This window comes from Rhizobium sp. 01N447_2, assembly GCF_056399245.1.
The window spans coordinates 172,825-186,415 of the sequence record NZ_JBFTQY010000017.1; the positions used below are offsets into that span (position 1 = coordinate 172,825).

15 protein-coding genes are annotated in these 13,591 nt (G+C 60.9%); 2 read left to right on the forward strand and 13 right to left on the reverse strand.

The window, feature by feature from the left end:
* Positions 1-164: 164 nt before the first annotated feature.
* Complete coding sequence (locus AC1ECN_RS14390; RefSeq protein ID WP_024320317.1) at positions 165-1,199, forward strand: LacI family DNA-binding transcriptional regulator; 1,035 nt, start codon at positions 165-167, stop codon at positions 1,197-1,199.
* An 84-nt stretch (positions 1,200-1,283) separates the two neighbouring features.
* On the opposite strand, the gene AC1ECN_RS14395 is transcribed toward AC1ECN_RS14390, so the two are convergent.
* The 6 genes from AC1ECN_RS14395 to AC1ECN_RS14420 all read right to left on the reverse strand — a co-directional run bounded on the left by AC1ECN_RS14395 (position 1,284) and on the right by AC1ECN_RS14420 (position 5,894).
* Positions 1,284-1,958, reverse strand: a complete 675-nt coding sequence (locus tag AC1ECN_RS14395; protein ID WP_011654448.1) for a 4-carboxy-4-hydroxy-2-oxoadipate aldolase/oxaloacetate decarboxylase — start codon at positions 1,956-1,958, stop codon at positions 1,284-1,286.
* Positions 1,959-2,026: 68 nt separating this feature from the next.
* Entirely contained in the window at positions 2,027-2,863 is an 837-nt protein-coding gene (locus AC1ECN_RS14400) for an ABC transporter substrate-binding protein (protein WP_207580121.1), read from the reverse strand.
* 31 nt (positions 2,864-2,894) lie between these two features.
* Complete coding sequence (locus tag AC1ECN_RS14405; protein ID WP_477953329.1) at positions 2,895-3,659, reverse strand: amino acid ABC transporter ATP-binding protein; 765 nt, start codon at positions 3,657-3,659, stop codon at positions 2,895-2,897.
* Positions 3,656-4,414, reverse strand: coding sequence for an amino acid ABC transporter permease (locus AC1ECN_RS14410; RefSeq protein ID WP_003538412.1), 759 nt, complete (start codon positions 4,412-4,414; stop codon positions 3,656-3,658). The genes AC1ECN_RS14405 and AC1ECN_RS14410 overlap by 4 nt, the downstream gene beginning before the upstream one ends.
* Complete coding sequence (locus tag AC1ECN_RS14415) at positions 4,411-5,118, reverse strand: amino acid ABC transporter permease (RefSeq protein WP_130657990.1); 708 nt, start codon at positions 5,116-5,118, stop codon at positions 4,411-4,413. The genes AC1ECN_RS14410 and AC1ECN_RS14415 overlap by 4 nt, the downstream gene beginning before the upstream one ends.
* Positions 5,115-5,894, reverse strand: coding sequence for an SDR family oxidoreductase (locus tag AC1ECN_RS14420; protein ID WP_018070666.1), 780 nt, complete (start codon positions 5,892-5,894; stop codon positions 5,115-5,117). The genes AC1ECN_RS14415 and AC1ECN_RS14420 overlap by 4 nt, the downstream gene beginning before the upstream one ends.
* A gap of 203 nt (positions 5,895-6,097) precedes the next feature.
* Between AC1ECN_RS14420 and nac the strand changes: the two genes are divergently transcribed.
* Positions 6,098-7,057, forward strand: a complete 960-nt coding sequence (gene nac / locus AC1ECN_RS14425; RefSeq protein ID WP_130662887.1) for a nitrogen assimilation transcriptional regulator NAC — start codon at positions 6,098-6,100, stop codon at positions 7,055-7,057.
* A 94-nt stretch (positions 7,058-7,151) separates the two neighbouring features.
* On the opposite strand, the gene AC1ECN_RS14430 is transcribed toward nac, so the two are convergent.
* The 7 genes from AC1ECN_RS14430 to AC1ECN_RS14460 all read right to left on the reverse strand — a co-directional run bounded on the left by AC1ECN_RS14430 (position 7,152) and on the right by AC1ECN_RS14460 (position 13,173).
* Positions 7,152-8,354, reverse strand: coding sequence for a pyridoxal phosphate-dependent aminotransferase (locus tag AC1ECN_RS14430; RefSeq protein WP_477953331.1), 1,203 nt, complete (start codon positions 8,352-8,354; stop codon positions 7,152-7,154).
* Between the two features lie 61 nt (positions 8,355-8,415).
* Positions 8,416-9,183 (reverse strand): 5-oxoprolinase subunit PxpA, encoded by a 768-nt coding sequence (locus AC1ECN_RS14435; protein ID WP_130676291.1) that lies wholly within the window; start codon positions 9,181-9,183, stop codon positions 8,416-8,418.
* Positions 9,184-9,220: 37 nt separating this feature from the next.
* Positions 9,221-10,216: a 5-oxoprolinase subunit C family protein gene (locus AC1ECN_RS14440; RefSeq protein WP_131717350.1), complete on the reverse strand. Its 996-nt coding sequence runs from the start codon at positions 10,214-10,216 to the stop codon at positions 9,221-9,223.
* Positions 10,213-10,920, reverse strand: a complete 708-nt coding sequence (gene pxpB / locus AC1ECN_RS14445) for a 5-oxoprolinase subunit PxpB (protein WP_018070661.1) — start codon at positions 10,918-10,920, stop codon at positions 10,213-10,215. The genes AC1ECN_RS14440 and pxpB overlap by 4 nt, the downstream gene beginning before the upstream one ends.
* Positions 10,917-11,351, reverse strand: a complete 435-nt coding sequence (locus AC1ECN_RS14450; protein ID WP_477953334.1) for an acetyl-CoA carboxylase biotin carboxyl carrier protein — start codon at positions 11,349-11,351, stop codon at positions 10,917-10,919. Before AC1ECN_RS14450 ends, pxpB begins: the two co-directional genes overlap by 4 nt.
* Positions 11,348-12,733 (reverse strand): acetyl-CoA carboxylase biotin carboxylase subunit, encoded by a 1,386-nt coding sequence (accC, locus tag AC1ECN_RS14455; RefSeq protein WP_477953336.1) that lies wholly within the window; start codon positions 12,731-12,733, stop codon positions 11,348-11,350. Before accC ends, AC1ECN_RS14450 begins: the two co-directional genes overlap by 4 nt.
* Positions 12,733-13,173 (reverse strand): acetyl-CoA carboxylase biotin carboxyl carrier protein, encoded by a 441-nt coding sequence (locus AC1ECN_RS14460; protein ID WP_477953386.1) that lies wholly within the window; start codon positions 13,171-13,173, stop codon positions 12,733-12,735. Before AC1ECN_RS14460 ends, accC begins: the two co-directional genes overlap by 1 nt.
* Positions 13,174-13,591 lie beyond the last annotated feature (418 nt).

A 13,591-nucleotide genomic window follows, 5' to 3' on the forward strand; every position in this document is an offset into this window, starting at 1 on the left:
GATTTCCTCCCAAAAAGGCGGTCGGGAGTAACAATTCCTCAAAGCAAGGCTCCCAACTCGCTGGAATATTTGTATCAACGGATCGCTGAAATTGGAATGCCTATTGCGTTTTGATGAAATTAATGTATCATTTAATTTCATCCAAAAATGGAATGAAATATATCATGAAGAGGCCAACCATTGCCGACCTTGCCCAGGCGTCCGGCGTCAGCATCGCCACGGTCAACCGCATCCTCGGAGGTACCGGCGCAGTGCGTGCGGAAACGATCGAGAGGGTGCAAAATGCCGCGGAAGAGATTGGATTTTATGGTCGCGGCGTGATCGAGGACCGCAGGCAGCGGCTCCTGCCGAATTATCGTTTCGGCTTTCTTCTCCAGCAGTCGAGCCGTGAGCTCTACCGGCTGTTCGGCTCCAAGATCACCGAGGCGGCCGCGAGACGCCAGCACGAGAAAGTCGTGGCCGTGGTCGATTTTGTCGATGTCCTCGAGCCACAAAATATTGCAGATCGTCTCGAAGCGCTTGGCAAACGCTGTGATGCAGTTGCTGTCATTGCGGGTGACCACCCGTTGATCGGGCAGACCATCCAATCGCTCAGGGAGAGGGGGAAGCCGGTTGTTGCCTATATAACCGATCAGTCCGCCCGGGATCGCGCCGGCTTCGTCGGCACCGACAATTGGAAACTCGGGCGGACCGCCGCATGGTTTCTGGCTCAGACCACGCCGATGCCCGGCCGGATCGCCGTATTCATCGGCAATCATCGTTATCAGTGCCAGGATGTCTCCGATGCGAGCTTTCGATCCTATATGCGCGAGCACGCGCCGCATCTTCAGGTGGATGACAGCAGACCGACACATGAGGAGCCGCAGGAAGCCTACCGGATCGTCAGCCAGCTGCTTTCCGAACTCGATGACCTCAGAGGTATCTTCATTGTCGGAGGGGGGATTTCCGGTGTGCTGCGCGCTCTTCGCGAGGCACCCGTCGAAAAGCGGGATAAGGTCAGGGTCGTCTGCCGCGACATCGGCCCGGAAACGCGCAAGGGCTTGACGGAAGGCCTGATCATGGCGGCATTGTGCCATCCGCTGGATCAGATATCGGACGAATTGATCGCGACGATGATCGCCGCGCTGGAACACCGCGACAGCACAACAATCCTTCAGCGCGTGGTTCCCTTTGAAACGATTACGCCCGAAAGCGTTTGAACCGTCCGGTTTGCATAGGGCGGCTGGTCGGAAAGGCCAGCCGCCCTATAAAATGGCAGGGCTGATAGCTATTGTGGTGTCGCGTCAGATGTCGACGACGAGGCCCTTGGCTTTCAGCACCGGTTCGAGATTGCTGACCTCGATGACCGATTTGCCCTGCTTATATGCCGCGATATAGCCGGCCTCGGCATCTTCGCGGGTCTGTGACAGCCTGGCGACTTCCTGCGCTTCCTGGCGACGCACGACCACCAGGCCGTCGGCATCACCGGCGATGATGTCGCCGGGATGGATGATTTCGCCGCCGACGATGATCGTATCGTTCACCGCCGCAATGGTTTCCTTCACTGTCCCCTTGATGCAGACGCTGAGCGAGAAGACCGGAAAGCCAAGCTCCCTCAGTTGAAGCGTGTCGCGCACGCCGGTGTCGGTCACGAGGCCGCCGATGCCCTTTGCAAGGCAGGCATTGGCAAGCACATCGCCGAAGGATCCGGCCTCTTCGTATTCGCCCGCCGATACGACGATGATATCGCCGGGCTTTGCGTAGTTGATGGCGAGCTGCAGCATGATGTTGTCACGCGGCGCGCATTTCACCGTGAAGGCCGGACCGCACAGTTTCATGCGGTAGTCGACGGGCTTGAGGCGGGAGGAAAGGGCTCCGCGGCGCCCTTGGGCTTCGTGGATCGTCGCGGGCGAAAATTTGGAAACGGCGTCGATATCGGCTTTGCTTGGCCGTTCGGCAATATCTTTAATATGGATCATGGATGCCTCCCATTTTTGGCCGACGGCGGGCATGTCCCGCCGTCTGATTTCGTTTGGACCCCGAGATCCTACGGGATCGGGTCGAACTTCAGCTCCGAGAGCGATACGACCTTGTCGGTGCGCGTCATCTTGTATTCGGTATCCGGGCCGAGCCACTTGTCCCAGATCTTGTTGATCTCGCCCGATGTGTCGAGCTTGCGAAGGATCTCGTTGATCTTGGCGGTCAGCGCCGGCTGATCCTTGGCCATACCGATGCCGATCGGCTGGTACAGCATCGGCTCCTCGATCATCCGCATTTCCTTGCCCTTGCTCTTCGATTCATTGACGAACTTGGTCGTCGTCATGGTGTTGGCCACCATGCCGCGCGCCTTGCCCTGCTGGACGGCGAGATAGGCCGAGGCGGTATCCTGGAAGGTCAGTGGGTCGGATTTGTTGAGCTTGATCGACATCTCGGAGGTCGAACCCTTGGTCGAAGCGATGCGCTGGCCCGCATAATCGGCCTTCTTCTTGCCCGCATCATCCGCCGGCACGATCAGCATTTCCTTGGCGAGATAATAGGGATCGCTGAACTGGATCTGCTCGGCGCGGCTCAGAGTATAGGCGAGGTTGGCAACGGTGATGTCGACACGGCCGAGCTTGACCTCGGGCACGCGGGCCTCGACCGAAACCGGCTTGATTTCAGCCTTGACGCCCAGTTCCTTGGCGATGGCGCCGCAGAGATCGACGTCGAAACCGGCCATTTCGCGGGTCTTCGGATCGGGCGAAGCGAAGGGAGGAACGTCAGCGAAAGTCGCGCAGCGCAGGGTTTTCGCCGACATGATGTTGTCGAGCTGATCGGCTTTTGCGGGCAAAGCGGCCGCCATGCCGGCAAATGCGACGGTGAGGGTTAGGCATTTCCAGTTCATTGCTGTTCTCCTTTGTTTTTGGTGGTTGGTATCAATGCCTGAGATCAGCGAGGAAACGCTGCGCACGGGGATGGCTTGGATTGTTGAAGAATTCCTCGGGGGTCGCCATTTCGAGGATCTGGCCGGCATCGATGAACCAGACCCGATCCGCGACGTCGCGCGCGAAACCCATYTCGTGGGTGACGCAGAGCATGGTCATGCCTTCCGACGCCAGGCTCTTCATGACGGCCAGCACTTCGCCGACCATTTCAGGATCGAGCGCGCTGGTCGGCTCGTCGAACAGCATCACCGGCGGTTCCATGGCAAGGGCGCGGGYGATTGCCACCCGCTGCTGCTGGCCACCCGAGAGTTGACCGGGATAGGCCCGCGCCTTGTCGGCGAGACCGACCCGATCGAGAAGCTTGAGGGCCTTGTCCTCGGCGACATCCGGTGCCACGCCTTTCACCCGGATCGGCGACATCGACACGTTTTCGACCACCGAAAGATGCGGAAACAGGTTGAAGTTCTGAAATACGAAGCCGATCCTGCTGCGCAGCGCATTGAGTTCCTTTGCCCGCATGGCGGCGTGAATATTTTGCCCGTCGAGCGTGATCGATCCGCTGTTGATCTCCTCAAGGCGATTGATCGTGCGGATCAGCGTCGACTTTCCCGAACCGGACGGTCCGCAGATGACCACGACCTCGCCGCGCGTCACCTGCGCATCGATGTCCTTCAGGACCGGGTAGTCGCCGTAGCTCTTGCAGACCTGCGAAAGCCGGATCGTCTGCAATTCCTGTGCTGAAACTGACATGGTCATAGCTGCTCCGATATGATTTTCGATGGCGCAACCAAGGCGGCGGCAGGAAGGTTGGAAAGTCCCGCACGTCGCCGCGTGATGCTCCGCTCGAGGCGATTTGCGAAGTAGGTGAGCGTCCAGCAGATGGCGAAATAGACGATCGCCAGAATGAGGAAGACCTGGAAAGGCTGCGTCAGGAGTTGGTTGTTGACCTGGCTTGCGGCAAAGGTCAGGTCCGGCACGTTGATCACGTAGCCGAGCGTCGTGTCCTTGATCGTCGAGACGAAGGTGGAGATGATGCTGGGGATCATGTTGTAGAGCGCCTGCGGCAGGATGATGAAGCGCATCGCGCCGATATAGCTGTGGCCAAGCGCACGCCCCGCATCCATCTGGCCCGGTCCGAGCGCGACGATGCCGGCACGCACGACTTCGCTCAGGAACGCGCTCTGATAGACCACGAGCGTCGTCAGCATCGTCACGAAGCTCGGCACATCAGCGCCGGTCAGCAGCGGAACGAGGAAATAGCTCCACAGGATGAGCATCAAGAGCGGCACGCCCCTGGTGAAATAGACGAGCGCCGTGACCGGCCAGCGCAGCAGCGGCGACCTGGAGAGCCGCGCCAGTGCGAAGAGGATGCTGACCGGAAAAGCGAGAGCGATGCTGAGCGCTGAAAGGATCAGCGTGTTGGCGAGCCCGCCAAGCGGCCCGTTAGGATATTGGCCGATCAGCAGCAGCAGCCAGTAGTCTTGGACGATGGCGATCATGTCGTGGATCATGCCCGCGCACTCCTGGCAGGATCCGTGCGCATGGACAGATAGGCGCCGATGCTCATGATCACGAGCGAGAAGAAAAGGTAGAGAACCGTGCCGATCAGGTAGATCTCGAAGGTCCGGAAGCTGAGGTTCTCGATTTCCTTGACGGCATGCGTCAGTTCCGAGGCTCCGATGACGACGGCGAGACTGCTGTTCTTGAACAGGGAAACGCTGTGATTGATGAGCGGCGGCAGGGCGTTGCGCACGCCCTGCGGCATGATGACGAAACGCATCGCCGAGACATAGCCGTGGCCGAGCGCGCGGGCTGCCTGCATTTGGCCGGGACTGACCGAGCGCACGCCCGACCGAAGATCTTCGCTGAAATAGGCCGCCTGGCAGAGCCCGAGCCCGATCACCGCGAAGATGGCCTCGGCGTTATGGACGGCCAGCCATTCGGCTACTCCGCTCGGCATCAGGGTGAAAATCCCGAAATACCACAGCATCAGCTGAACCAGGGTGGGGACGTTCCGGTGGTAGGATACGTAAGCAGCGACTAACGGATCGCCGAAGCGAAAGGGCGAAAAACGCAAAGCCAGCAGCAGAAGTGCCAGCGCCATCGCCATAGTCCAGGAGCCGGCATAGATGATGAATGTCATCTCGATGCCATGCAGCAGCATGGCGGTATATTCCGGATTTCCGAGGATTGCCGAAAGGTCGAAACCGCTCACGGGTTTGGCTCCCCGGATTGATCCGTCTTCGCCGAAGGCTGGGGCTTTGCCGTCTGCAGGCCGCCCATGACCTGCAGCGTCGGTGTGATCTCCATATGTCCGATGTTGACGGCGACGGGGGCTGCTATGGCGAAGGCAATCGCGTCGGCGATATCGGCCGCCTGCGGCAGTTCGAAGCCGTCGATGAACCGTTCGCGGATGCTGGGGTCATCGCCGTGGACATGATTGAAAATGTCAGTGGCGACCCGGCCGGGGCAGATTTCCGTGACCCGTACCCGCTTGCCGAAAGCGTCGATGCGCAGCTGGTTGGACAGCATGCTCACCCCGGCCTTGGTGGCGTGATAGGATGAATTTCCGCCGAAATTGTAGGCGCCGGCGATCGATGAGATATTGATGACATGTCCGCGGTCGCGCGCCACCATGCCGGGCACGACCATGCGGCAGATGTGCAGGACCGCTCGGAGATTGACGTCGACGAGGAGATCGATATCGCCCTCGTCGGCTTCCAGGAATTTCTTCGGCCGGTCGACGCCGGCATTGTTGACGAGAATATCGAACTCCACTCGACGGGTGAGCTCGGCCATGGCCTGACGGTCGGTCACATCGATGACGTGGGCGATGCAGCCCGTTCGCGCGGCCAGCTGCTGCAACGCTTCGGCGCTACGGGCAACCGCATGGACCTCGATGTTCTCCCGGCGGAACCGCTCCACCACGGCTGCGCCGATACCGGAGGATGCGCCGGTCACCAGTGCGGTCTTGTAGTCGGAGAATGGCATTGTCGTTCCCTTGTTGTTGATCGAGACAGTAGCGAAGCTTAAACCCCTTGCCTAAGACCGATTATCTCTGGAGCAATAAGCAACGGTTATGGAGCGGGCGCAGGCTGCTGAAGAAAAGACAGAGCTGATGCCGGGCATCGCCTCGCGGCGTCCGTGCCGCAGGCGGTCCCCGGTTCTGGCGCCGGCGTCGCGTTGCAAAAGCAATGCGCGTCTGCAAACATGTAAGCCGCGCAGATCAGAACGGTACCCCGATCCTCATGGACATCAGACGCCTCAGATCCTTCATTGTGATCGTCGACAGCGGCAGCATCACGCGAGCGGCGGACCTTCTGCACATCGCCCAGCCGGCCCTCAGCCAGCAGCTTGCGGCACTGGAGGAACATTTCGGCCAGAAGCTGCTGATCCGCAGCCAGCAGGGCGTCAGCATGACCGATGCGGGACATGCGGTGTATCGCCATGCGCAGATTATCCTTCGGCAGATGGAGCAGGCGCAAGCGGATGCGTCGGCAGCCGGGAATTCGCTTGCCGGGCGTGTGTCCGTCGGCCTCGTGCCCTTCAGCAGTGCGGCCACGCTGTCGGTCGACCTCCTGGCGGAGACCCGAAAACGGCATCCCGGTATTCTGCTGCACCTGACCGAAAGCGTCGGCCAGACCTATAGCCAGATGATCATGAACGGCCGGCTGGAGATGGCGCTTCTCCATGGAACCGGACCGATCAAGGGTGTCCGGTTCGAGCCGATTCTCAGCGAAGAGTTTTTCCTTGTCGCGCATCGGGACTTTGCGATCGAAGCGGATGCGAAACCCGTTCCGGTCAATGCCCTCGACGGGATGCCGCTGCTGTTGCCGCCGGCCTATAATTTCGTCCGCCGCGCGGTCGATACCGCCTTCACCCGCACCCGCACCAATTTGAAAGTCGTGGCGGAAGTCGAAATCGTCCGCACGCTGGCCCGTGCGGTGGGCAGCGGCCTCGGCGCGACGATCATGCCGAAAGCCATCGCCGATCGCATCGTATCGGAGTCGAGCGAGCCGCTGATCTGCCGGCTCGTCTCGCCGCGGATCGAAGAAACCCTGTCGCTGTGCGTTTCCGACCAGAATCCGCTGTCGGAACCGGCCCTTGCCGTCCGGGACATCCTTCTCGAGCTGACGGCGCGGTTGAAAAGCTAGAGCATGATGCCGAAAAGTGTGAGCGGTTTTCGGACGACATCATGCTCCATTTCTTTGCTTTAGATCTGAATTCAGATCTAAAGCGCGTCGCCGATCAGCGCATATCCCTGCAGAATTGAGCTATGCGCGCGCAGCCTTCGCCGAGTTTCTCCATGCTGGTCGCGTAGGAAATACGGAAAAAGGGGCTCATTCCGTAAGCCGCCCCTTGCACGGTCGCGACATGATGCTCTTCCACCAGCGCCATGACGAAATCGACATCGGTCTCGATCTTTCGTCCGCCCTTGCTGGTCTTGCCGATCAGCCCGGAAATGTTGGGATAGATGTAAAAGGCGCCTTCGGGCCTGTGGCAGCGCAGCCCGTCCACCTCAGACAATCTGTCTAGGACGAAATCGCGTCTTTCCTTGTAGATCGCCGCACGCTCCTTCAAGAGATCCTGAGGCCCGTCCAGCGCAGCGGTCGCCGCAGCCTGGGTCAGCGTCCCGATGCCGCCGCCATTCTGCCCGTTGACGTTGCTGACGGCGGAGATCAGCTCTTTCGGCCCGGCGCAAAAGCCGAGCCGCCAGCCTGTCATTGCGTAAGCCTTGGAAACGCCGTTCATCGTCAGGACGCGCTCATAGAGCCTGGGTTCGACTTCGGCGATCGTGCAGAACTGGAAGTCGTCATAGACCAGGTGTTCGTAGATATCGTCGGTCATGATCCAGACATTGGGATGACGCAGCATGACCTCGGCAATGGCAGCCATCTCCGCCCGGGAGCAAGCCGCCCCGGTCGGATTGTTCGGGAAATTCAGGAAGAGCCATTTGGTGCGCGGCGTGATCGCCGCCTCCAGATCCTCGGGACGCAGCTTGAAGCCGGTCTGCTCGTGGCAGGGGACGGCGACCGGGRTGCCACCGGCGAATTTGACGATATCGGCGTAGCTGACCCAGGAGGGTGTGGGAATGACGACCTCGTCGCCCGGATTGCAGGTTGCCAGCATGGCATTGAAGATCACCTGCTTGCCGCCGCCCGAGACGACGATCTGGCTGGCCTGGTAGTCGAGATTGTTGTCCCGTTTGAACTTCCTGATGATGGCGGATTTGAGCGCCGGCGTACCGTCCATCGGAGGATATTTCGTATCGCCAGCAAGAGCTGCCGCATGAGCCGCTTCGATCGCGTGCGCCGGAGTGGGGAAATCCGGCTCGCCAGACGAGAGGCTGACGACTTTGATCCCGTTGGCGGCCAGTTCCCTGGCGCGCTGGGTCATGGCGGCGGATGCGGATATGGAGACGTTTTTCAGGCGGTCTGATACAGCGGACATCAAGATGGTCCTTCGATGAGGGATTGGAATGGGAGACCGCCCGCAGGCGATCAGGATTGTATCAATCGGCGAGTTCGGCGGCAGGCGCGAGCGCAGCACCCGTGGCTTCGATCTCGCCGCGCACGATGCCGGCAAGCTCCAAGGCGCCGGGTGTGTCGCTATGGACGAGAATGGAGCGGGCCGGCATTGCGATCACCGCTCCGTCGATCGTCTCGACGGTTCCTTCGAGGAGGAATTGTCGTACGCGTGCACGCACCGAGGCTTCGTCCTTGATGACGGCGCCAGCGAGCCCGCGCGCGACAAGTCTGCCCTGGGCATCATAAGCCCGGTCCGCAAGGAAAAGCGCCAGCGTCTTCAACCGCGCGCGTCTGGCCGCCAGCTGAATCTCGCTGCCATGGGTCACGAAGACGACGAGACCAGCATCGACCGTGGCGATCGCATCCATCATCAGATCGGCCAGCACAGGATCGCGGTTGACCATATTGCCCATGGCTGCGTGGAAGCTGATATGGGAGACAGTGACACCCTCGGCTTTGGCGATCGCCATCAGGGCGCCGAGTTGATAGAGCATCTGCTGGCGAAGCTCGTCTGGCGAAAACGCTATTTCGCGCCGGCCGAACCCGAGCCGGTCGGGCAAGCCCGGATGGGCGCCGATTCCGACGCCGTTCAGTTTCGCAAGCCGGACCATACGCCCCATGATCTCGGGGTCGCCGCCATGGAAACCGCAGGCGATGTTGGCCGACGAGACGAGTTTCATCATCGCCTCGTCGTCGCACAGCCGGTAGGGACCAAATCCTTCGCCCATGTCGGAATTCAGATCGATCTTCATCAGTTCCTCCTTTTGACGGCCTCTTGGGCGACACGCGTTAGGCCATCGCCTTCAAGGCGCGCTTGACCATCCGGGATGTCTGCCTGACGTCGTCGACATAGCGGGCGATGGCCTGTTCCACCGCGCGCGCCTCCGCATGCGTCGAGCGAACGAAGTTCAGGCGGGCGCCGATGCGGGCTTGGCCGAGCCGCCAGAGATCGCATTCGATCACGCCGGCGATCTTCGGATATCCGCCGGCAGTGTTGGCATCGCTCATCTGCACGATCGGTTCGCCGCCGGGCGGAACCTGGATCACGCCGGGCACGACGCCGTGGGAACGCATCTCGATGGACGCCGTCGGCTTGATCGGCTCGCCTGATAAGCGGTAGCCCGTCCGGTCGCTTCGGGAGGAAATCCTCCAGATCCGGCTCCAGAAAGCTTCGCCATCGCCTGCGAAAAGATCGTGCTCACCGGCCGGCAAGGCGCGGATCGGCAGCGTGCCGTCGACAGCAGCCGGGAAGACATCGCGCAGTGCCACGGCCGGTTCGACGACGGCAAGACCCGAGGCTGGCAGCATGGCGATTTCGGCGTCCTCGCCGCCCGCGATCCGATCGGCCTTCGCCAGAGGCCGGCCGGCATTGCCCCCGAAGCTGCCGCGAAGCGACGTGCTTCGCGAACCCATGACAACGGGAATATCCAGCCCGCCTCCGACCGAAATATAGGAGCGCGCCAGCCGTGGAGGCTGTTTCAGTTCGAGAACCTGTCCGGGCTCCGCGATGTAAGCGCACCAGGCAAGCAGTTCCATTCCGCTAAGATGAGGATTGCCGTCGGCGCCGGTCACGGCAAAGACCACGCGTCGCTCGAAACGCAGGCTGAACGGGAAGGTCTGCACCTCTATCGCGGCGGCATTTTCATCATTGCCGACGAGAATGTTGCCGATGCGGACCGCAAGCGGATCCATCGCACCGCTGGCCGATACGCCGATATCGCGATAGCCGGGGCGGCCAAGGTCCTGCACCGTGTTGAACGGACCGCTTTCCAAGATCTCGATCATAGCTCGATCCTCGCCGGCAGGAACCGCACCGTATCTCCAGGCGCCATCATGGCGGGTCTCGATGAGGCGGGGTCGAACATCTCAAGTGCCGCGAAGCCGATGGAATTCCAGCCATTCGGACCTGTGAGCATGGCGACGCCGGTCTGCATGCCGCCGATGGTGACGCAGCCCTTCGGCATTTTCAGCGAGGGCACGGTCTTTCGCGGCATGTAGATGCGCGGATCGAGGCCATGCAGATAGCCGAAGCCGGGCGCGCTGCCCAAGGCAAAGACACGGTAGGTGGCTTCATGATGGATGCGGACGACTTCGCGATCGCTCAAGCCCGAGAGATTACAAAGCGCCGGCAGATCCGTCGCATATTCGCCGCCATAATCGACGGGGATCTCGATGGTCTTGCCGTTGAGATCGATGCTGCGCGCATTCTCCCATGCCTCCAGCAGCCGGGCGACCACCGCATCCGGATCTTCGGGCGTCTCCTTGAAGATCACCAGCAGGTTGGTCATGCCCGGAATGTTTTCGGCAAGGTCCGGCCAGCCTTTCACGCTCTGGGACAGAGCCCAGATCCGCCGCTGCGCGACGAGATCGAAGTCGCCGGGCGCCTCGAGCAGGAAGGATCTGGCGCCGATCGAAGAAACCCGCGCCCGGCTTTTGGTGGCTGGAACGATCTCGCGTTGCGATGCATGTCTGTTCGTCGTGGCGATCATGATGGGAGCTCGATTTCGAACAGAGGATCGCCAAAGCCGACCAGCGCGCCGGGCTCGGCGAGCAGCCTGGTCAAAACACCGGAACGGCCGGCGCGAAGGGGAAGCAGGATATGCCCTACCCCGACGAACCCGACGATATCTGCATCGGATATGGAGCGCGGCAGTTTTTGCGGTACAGCGGACGCCGGATGATCGAGGCAGAGGCGGCCCGCCATTGGCGCCTTCACGACAGCCGATGTCAAACCGGGAGCGAAACCGGGAGCAGGAGGCGTCGCGTCGGTCGAGCTGATCCGGGCGCCGCCTTTTTCGGCGACGACGATGCGAAGCTGTCCGCCCGGCCGGGAGATTTCGAGACCGTCCACACCGGCGGCCGTCAGCGCTTCGGTGAGGAATGCGATGGTTGCCGGATCGCTGAAATCGATCGCGCTCATGCCGCCCTCCGCAGCTTCAGCCATTGTTCGAGATAATGAATGTCCGTCTCGCCCTGCGCGAATGCGCCGTCCTCGAACAGGGCGCGCAGGAAGGGGATATTGGTGGAAATCCCCTCGACTTCCGTGCCGGCAAGCGCCTCGCGCATTCTTGCCATCGCTTCCGCCCGCGTCGGCGCATGGACGATCAGTTTGGCGATCAGCGAATCGTAATAGGGCGAGACCTTGTAGCCGGCATGAATATGCGTATCGACGCGGATGCCCGGCCCCGTGGGCAAAGCCAGATGGGTGACGACACCCGCCGAGGGCAGGAAGCTATCCGGGTCCTCGGCGTTGATGCGGCATTCGAAGGAATGGCCTTCGCATGTCACGTCGCCTTGGTTGAGATCAAGAACGTGGCCCTGAGCTGCCTTTATCTGCGCCTGGACGATATCGACACCGCTCGTCATCTCGGTGACGGGATGTTCGACCTGAAGTCGCGTATTCATCTCGATGAAATAGAAAGCACCGTCCTCGTACAGGAATTCGAAGGTTCCGACACCCCGGTAGCCGATTTGAAGGCAGGCCTGCACGCAGGCCATGCCGACCGGCTGGATGATATCGGGCACAATTCCCGCCGCCGGCGCCTCCTCAACCACTTTCTGATGGCGGCGCTGCATCGAGCAATCCCGGTGCCCCAGCCACACGGCATTGCCGTGATCGTCGCAAATGACCTGTATCTCGATGTGGCGCGGATGCTCTAAGAATTTCTCCATGTAGAGCGAAGGTGAGCCGAAGGCCTTGCGGGCCTCTTCCCGCGTCAGCGCAATTGCTTCATGCAGCACGTCGGCCTTTGGCACGACGCGCATGCCGCGTCCGCCGCCGCCGGCGGCTGCCTTGATGATGACGGGATATCCGATTTCCAGCGCTATGCGCTCGATCGTGGCGGGGTCGTCGGGCAGCGCGGTATCCGGACCGGGAACGCAGGGGACGCCGGCTGCCATCATCGCCCGCTTTGCCGAGATCTTGTCGCCCATGATGGCAATCGATGAAGCGGTCGGACCGATGAAGATCAGGCCGGCCTTCTCGACGGCGTCGGCGAAGGCGGCGTTTTCCGATAGAAAGCCGTAACCTGGATGGATGGCGCCGGCACCGGCCAGACTGGCCGCCAGAAGGATGGCATCCTGATTGAGATAGCTCTTCGCAGCACTCGACGGGCCGATGCAGAGAAGGCTGTCTGCGGTGCTGCCGTAGGGCGCTTCCCTGTCAGCCTCGGAGCAGATGGCGACCGTCTTCAGACCGAGATCGCGGCAGGCGCGCTGGATCCGGACTGCGATTTCGCCGCGATTGGCGATCAGGACGGTATCGAAGCGGCCTGCCGCAGACTGTTCAGGCGTTTCCAGCATCATGCAATCTCCGCGAGCAGATCGCCGGTCTCGACCTCGCCATCGTCGATTTCGGTGAGATGCGTGATGCGCCCCGACCGCGGCGCAGCGATCGTGTTGAAGACCTTCATCGCCTCGATGATGAAAAGCGTCTGCCCCTCTTCCACCTCGTCACCGATCGTGACGAATGGTAGCTCCCCGGGCGCCGGGGTCCGATGCAGAACGCCGAAGACCGGCGCCTTCACCGCATAGGTTTTCTCATGCCTCGAAGGCGTATCGGAGCCGGCATCATTGCCAAGGCTTGTCGTCGATCCTGCCTCTTGCTCGGGCTCGGCAGCAGCCTCCTGACCCTGCGACGCGCGGAAGATCCGAACCGTCACGTCCTTCTCCGTCACCGTCAGCTCGGTAATGTTCGATCGTCCGACAAAGTCGATCAGCGTCTTGATCTTCGAGAGGTCCATATGCGTGCTCGGAATTTCAAATTCCACCGCGCATAGCTGAAGTTTCAGATCGCCCGGCGTTGTCATTTTCGTAGCACGACGCGCCGACTGATGGGGTCAGACGAAGTTTTGATGGAGCGTGACCTGCGCCCCAATTCCGCTGGCGTGACCGACGTTGCCAACTGGCATGACGAGACTAAGGTATTCCTCCCCAACCATTCCTCTTTCTCCAGACCGGAAATTGCGTCAGGGGACGAAGGGAAGGCCTCCAACACGGCCAATTCCCGCCTCTATCCCCACTCGAGCAAAACGATATCCGACAGACTCCAGCCTGATTTTAGATAATAGATTCGCAGATTACAGCATGATATTTAGATCCTGTAATCATATTACAGACTGAGTCATGTGGATTGATAATCAGACTGTATGCTGATATTTA